This window comes from Bartonella sp. MR110HLJHH, from assembly GCF_042194225.1.
Lineage (GTDB): Bacteria > Pseudomonadota > Alphaproteobacteria > Rhizobiales > Rhizobiaceae > Bartonella > Bartonella grahamii.
Map to the genome: position 1 here is coordinate 1 of NZ_JBHIMQ010000031.1, position 5484 is coordinate 5484.

General features: G+C 37.3%; 7 protein-coding genes. All 7 read left to right on the forward strand.

What is annotated here, in order from left to right:
- Positions 1–46 precede the first annotated feature (46 nt).
- The 7 genes from trwL (ACFIKB_RS08765) to ACFIKB_RS08795 all read left to right on the forward strand — a co-directional run bounded on the left by trwL (ACFIKB_RS08765) (position 47) and on the right by ACFIKB_RS08795 (position 5252).
- On the forward strand, positions 47–364 hold the full coding sequence (trwL, locus tag ACFIKB_RS08765) for a VirB2 family type IV secretion system major pilin TrwL (protein ID WP_375644424.1): 318 nt from the start codon (positions 47–49) through the stop codon (positions 362–364).
- A gap of 70 nt (positions 365–434) precedes the next feature.
- Positions 435–752 carry a VirB2 family type IV secretion system major pilin TrwL gene (gene trwL, locus ACFIKB_RS08770; RefSeq protein WP_375644423.1) on the forward strand — a complete coding sequence of 106 codons (318 nt, stop codon included), beginning with the start codon at positions 435–437 and terminating at the stop codon, positions 750–752.
- Between the two features lie 77 nt (positions 753–829).
- On the forward strand, positions 830–1150 hold the full coding sequence (trwL, locus tag ACFIKB_RS08775) for a VirB2 family type IV secretion system major pilin TrwL (protein ID WP_375644422.1): 321 nt from the start codon (positions 830–832) through the stop codon (positions 1148–1150).
- 240 nt (positions 1151–1390) lie between these two features.
- Positions 1391–1702: a conjugal transfer protein gene (locus ACFIKB_RS08780; RefSeq protein WP_375632821.1), complete on the forward strand. Its 312-nt coding sequence runs from the start codon at positions 1391–1393 to the stop codon at positions 1700–1702.
- Between the two features lie 12 nt (positions 1703–1714).
- Positions 1715–2023, forward strand: coding sequence for a type IV secretion system protein VirB3 (locus ACFIKB_RS08785; RefSeq protein ID WP_375632819.1), 309 nt, complete (start codon positions 1715–1717; stop codon positions 2021–2023).
- 2 nt (positions 2024–2025) lie between these two features.
- Positions 2026–4497: a VirB4 family type IV secretion/conjugal transfer ATPase gene (locus ACFIKB_RS08790; protein WP_375644421.1), complete on the forward strand. Its 2472-nt coding sequence runs from the start codon at positions 2026–2028 to the stop codon at positions 4495–4497.
- The gene (locus ACFIKB_RS08795; protein WP_375644420.1) at positions 4494–5252 is read left to right on the forward strand and encodes a type IV secretion system protein; all 759 of its coding nucleotides are present in this window, start codon (positions 4494–4496) and stop codon (positions 5250–5252) included. Before ACFIKB_RS08790 ends, ACFIKB_RS08795 begins: the two co-directional genes overlap by 4 nt.
- The last annotated feature ends 232 nt before the right edge of the window (positions 5253–5484 follow it).

Sequence of the window (5484 nt, forward strand, 5' to 3'; positions counted from 1 at the left end):
GTTTATTTATATAAAAGTATTATCTAGATTTTAATAAGAGTGAAATATGCAAAAATTAACTAGTATTCAATCGAAAAGTAACAACAAAATCATCGCAATTTCTGCTGCTATGACTGCGTTCTTTATGAATAGTTCTTCTCATGCACAAGCCGCAAAAACTTTAACAAATGCAAAAAATGCTCTAACAGAGTTACAGACAGACTTAAAAGTGATTATCCCTATCGCTGCTGCCGTTATATTGTTGTGCTTAGCAATTGGTTATGCAGGACGCTACATCGGAAAAGACACATTTGTACGGTGGGCAATCGGTGTTGTCATCGCAGGTTCTGCAACCCAACTTGTTACTCTGCTATTTAAGCCATAATGGCATTAATTATAAATACAATATGTTTATTTATATAAAAGTATTATCTAGATTTTAATAAGAGTGAAATATGCAAAAATTAACTAGTATTCAATCGAAAAATAACAACAAAATCATCGCAATTTCTGCTGCTATGACTGCGTTCTTTATAAATAATTCTGCTTACGCCGCCAACGCAAGCGTTTTAACAAATGCAGAGAAAGCTTTAGAAGGTTTACAGGGCGATATTCAGAAGATTATACCTATTGCTGCTGCTATTATACTATTATGCTTAGCAATTGGTTATGCAGGACGCTATATTGAAAAAGATACTTTTGTGCGGTGGGCAATTGGTGTTGTCATCGCAGGTTCTGCAGCCCAACTTGTTTCACTGCTATTTAAGCCATAATGGAATTAATTATAAATCGTAAATACAATATGTTTATTTATATAAAAATATTATCTAGATTTTAATAAGAGTGAAATATGCAAAAATTAATTAGTGTTCAATCGAAAAGTAACAACAAAATCATCGCAATTTCTGCTGCTATGACTGCGTTCTTTATGAATAATTCTGCTTACGCCGCCAAAGCGAGTGTTTTAAAAAATGCAGAGGGCGCTTTAGAAGGCTTACAGACAGACTTGAAAGCGATTATTCCTATTGCTGCTGCCGTTATACTGTTGTGCTTAGCGATTGGTTATGCAGGACGCTACATCGGAAAAGACACATTTGTACGGTGGGCAATCGGTGTTGTTATCGCAGGTTCTGCAACCCAACTTGTTACTCTGCTATTTAAAACAGCGTGATAATGGCATCAATTACAAATAGTATAACACGATACGTTTATACGATAGACAATCAGTATTATTATCGTGCCCTCTACAACAAAAGTTACTGCAATATTATTGAAAGGTAATTCATGAATCCAGTATAATACGTAATGTTTTTAATATCCATCGATTATAGGTGTGTACCAGTAATAATGTAGCCATACTGAAAAAAGGAATATTGTTTATAGCAACTTTAATTAAAAGGGGATAAAGAATATGAAACAATCAAATACGTTTCAAGCGAAGACGTGCAACAAGATTAATGTTATTATTATCACTTCAATGATGTTATTAATAACGCAATCTGCATATGCTCAGACGGAAACTGAGAGCTTGGATGCCTTCATAGGAATGCAATATGGATTAAGTATAATCATTCCTATCGTCGCCATCATTATTCTTTTATTTCTTTTGCTTATTTATATATTTCGCATCATCGCAAGAGCTACATTTATACGATGGGCCTTCAGCGTCATTATTGCTGGTGCAGCCTTTTATATTAGCCACATATTATTTCACCTCCACTGACAAGAGCACCCCATGAAATCACAAGAACAAAAAGAATTCCCCCTATTCAAAGGAGCAACACGTGTTCCAACTATATGGGGTGTCCCCATGATGCCATTTATCGTTATGGTTATGGGGGTCGCTGTTATTGCTATGACAGTAAGTGTCTTTTTGTGGATTATAGCACCTCCATTATGGTTCATTATGGTGCAAATTACTAAAAACGATGATAAGGCGTTTCGTATCTGGTGGTTATGGATCGATACTAAATTTCGCAATCGCAACAAAGGTTTTTGGGGCGCATCAAGTTATAGTCCCTCTGATTATAGTAAAAGGAGATAAACATGACAGCTGTTGAAAGTAGCAAACGCCTTGCATCAGAGACACCTGTAAGCCTGTTTCTGCCTTATTCACATCATATTACAGATACGATTATCTCTACTAAAAATGCGGAATATTTATCGATTTGGAAGATTGACGGGCGTTCACATCAAAGCGCTTCAGAAGAAGATATTTTTCAATGGATAAAAGAGCTTAACAATACTCTACGGGGTATTGCATCAGCCAATTTATCATTTTGGACACATATTGTGCGTCGCCGTGTTTATGAATATCCTGATTCAACATTTGATCAAATGTTTTGCTATCAACTTGATGAAAAATATCGGCAAAGCTTTACTGGTTATAATTTGATGGTCAATGATTTATATCTGACTGTCGTTTTTCAACCGATAGCGGATAAAATTATGTCGTTCTTTTCTAAACATGAACGTGAAACGCTTGATCAAAAAAAGATGCGACAAGACTCATGTATCAAAGAACTCAATGACATCAATCGTACTTTAGGCCAATCTTTAAACCGTTACGGTGCAGAACTTCTTGGTGCTTATGAAAAAAATGGGCATGCTTATTCTTCTGCACTTGAGTTCCTTGGAATGCTTGTCAATGGTGAATATCGCCCCATGCCAATTTGCCATGACCGTTTTTCTGACTATATGTCTATCAATCGGCCTTTTTTCTCAAAATGGGGTGCTCTTGGTGAATTGCGAACAACCAGTGGAATGCGTCGATTTGGAATGCTGGAAATTAAAGAATATGATGCAACAACCAAACCAGGACAATTAAATGTTTTGTTGGAAAGTGACTTCGAGTTCGTATTGACGCAGAGCTTTTCGGTGCTCTCCCGACATGCTGCTAAAGACTATTTACAACGGCATCAGCGTAACCTTATTGATGCACGAGATGTGGCAACGAGCCAAATTGAACAAATTGACGAAGCACTAAACCAGCTTATTAGCGGGCATTTTGTCATGGGAGAACATCACTGCACATTGACTATCTATGGTGATACAATTCAACAAGTTCGCGACCATATGGCTAAAGCAAGTGCAGCATTACTAGACGTTGCGGTACTGCCCAAACCTGTAGACTTAGCGATAGAGGCTGGCTATTGGGCACAACTTCCTGGCAATTGGAAATGGAGACCACGTCCTGCTCCGATTACATCATTGAACTTTTTGTCATTTTCATCTTTTCATAATTTTATGTCAGGAAAACCCACTGGCAACCCGTGGGGTCCAGCCGTCACAATTCTTAAAACAACCAGTAAAACACCGCTTTATTTCAACTTTCATGCCTCCAAACTTGAAGAGGACTCAACAGATAAACGTTTGCTCGGTAATACCGCACTTATCGGACAATCTGGTTCCGGTAAAACCGTGTTACTCGGCTTTTTGGTAGCACAAGCACAAAAATTTAAGCCGACAACGGTTGTTTTTGATAAAGATCGTGGTATGGAAATTGCCATTCGAGCGATGGGTGGAAAATATTTAACATTCAAGCCAGGCAGGAAAAGTGGTTTCAATCCTTTCCAACTCCCACCCACACAAGAAAATCTGATTTTTCTGAAACAATTTGTTAAAAAATTGGCAGAAGCTGGTGGTGAGGTCACGCATCACGACGAGGAAGAAATTAACAAAGCGGTTATGTCTGTTATGAGCAGTAACATTGACCAATCACTCCGTCGTTTGTCCTTTCTGATACAATTTTTACCAAATCCACGTTTAAGTGATTATAATGCTCACCCATCTGTTCATGCTCGCTTACTAAAATGGTGTGAAGGTGGTGATTATGGATGGTTATTTGATAATCCCCATGATGCTCTTGATCTCTCAACACATCAAATTTACGGCTTTGATATCACGGAATTTTTAGATAATTTTGAAACTCGCACCCCAGTGATGATGTATTTGCTTTACCGCACAGAAGGCATGATTAGCGGACAGCGATTTATGTATATCTTTGATGAGTTTTGGAAGCCTTTGCAAGATCCGTACTTTGAAGATTTGGCGAAAAATAAGCAAAAGACTATCCGTAAACAAAATGGTATTTTTGTTTACGCAACACAAGAGCCTAGCGATGCCTTGGAAAGTAATATTGCCAAAACACTCATTCAACAGTGTGCGACTTACATTTTTCTAGCCAACCCCAAGGCAAACTATGAAGATTATACAAAAGGCTTTAAACTAACAGATACAGAATTTGAACTCGTTAAAGGACTTGGTGAGTTTAGTCGCCAATTCCTCATTAAGCAGGGTGATCAATCTGCGCTTGCAGAACTGAATCTTGGTAAATTCCATCTGACAAGCGGTGGGAAAACCATCGAACACGACTTTAGTGACGAGCTCTTGGTGTTATCAGGTACACCAGATAACGCAGAATTAGCCGAAAGCATTATCGCGGAAGTTGGTGATGATCCGGCAATATGGTTACCAATTTTCTTACAGCACGCAAAAAATGACAGGAGGGAAACATGAAAAAAAAGCTCATTCCAATAGTAGTTGTAATAACTTTAGGGATTTCAGACCCAGCCATGGCTTGGACTTTTGGCGCTGGAGCGGCAGATTTGTCAGCAACAGTTCCAACGGCGTGGCCCAATTTTTTTGGAAAGTCACGTGAAACAACGCCTAAAGAACCTCCACAACAAAAGGAAGCGCCAGCTGACCCACTTCTCGAAACACTAAAAAAACAACTTGAGGAAGTAAAAAAGATACAGGAGTCTATAACGGGAAACCAAAAGTTCGACACTAAAAAACTTAAAAATGCACAAACAGATCACAGCAGTTTTTTCCTCAAAAATCCGGAGACGCTCTACAATAGAAATAAATCTTCTGCTCTAACTACATCACTTAAAAATATTTTAAAAGAAGAAGAAATTCCTATCTCTGTCCATGAATCTAGCAGTTTTATCAACAAGCGTAGCCAATATGCAGCCATCACTGATAAAGCCGTAAGTCTAAAGACTTTTGAAGAAGCAAATAATCGTTTTCAGCAAATTGAAGAACTATTAAACGAAATCAAGACAACAAAAGATCTAAAAAGTATTGCTGAGTTACAAGCACATATAATTGGAATGCTCGCTATGCTACAAAATGAAACAGCAAAACTACAAATGGTCACACATTTACGCAATGCTGAATATACACTTATCAAACAGCAGAAGGACAAACATAACATAAAAATTTTGAATAGTAAAAACACGAAAATGCCTACCATAAGATTTATTAGATAAGGCTTTTTATAACAATATTTCGTGTATTATTTTTCCTATATGCTCGTAAAAAGCAAAGGTTGGTGCGTAATATTCAGTTCTCTCTCATAGACTGAAAAGATCTACGAAATTTAATTCTATCCTAAAAAACTCAACGAAAAATGCTTAAAAATCATATAAAAAGTTGAAAATTCGTTAAAGAGGAATTCCATGGACTTTACAGTGTTCACGCAACTTTTCAATAAAATTGATC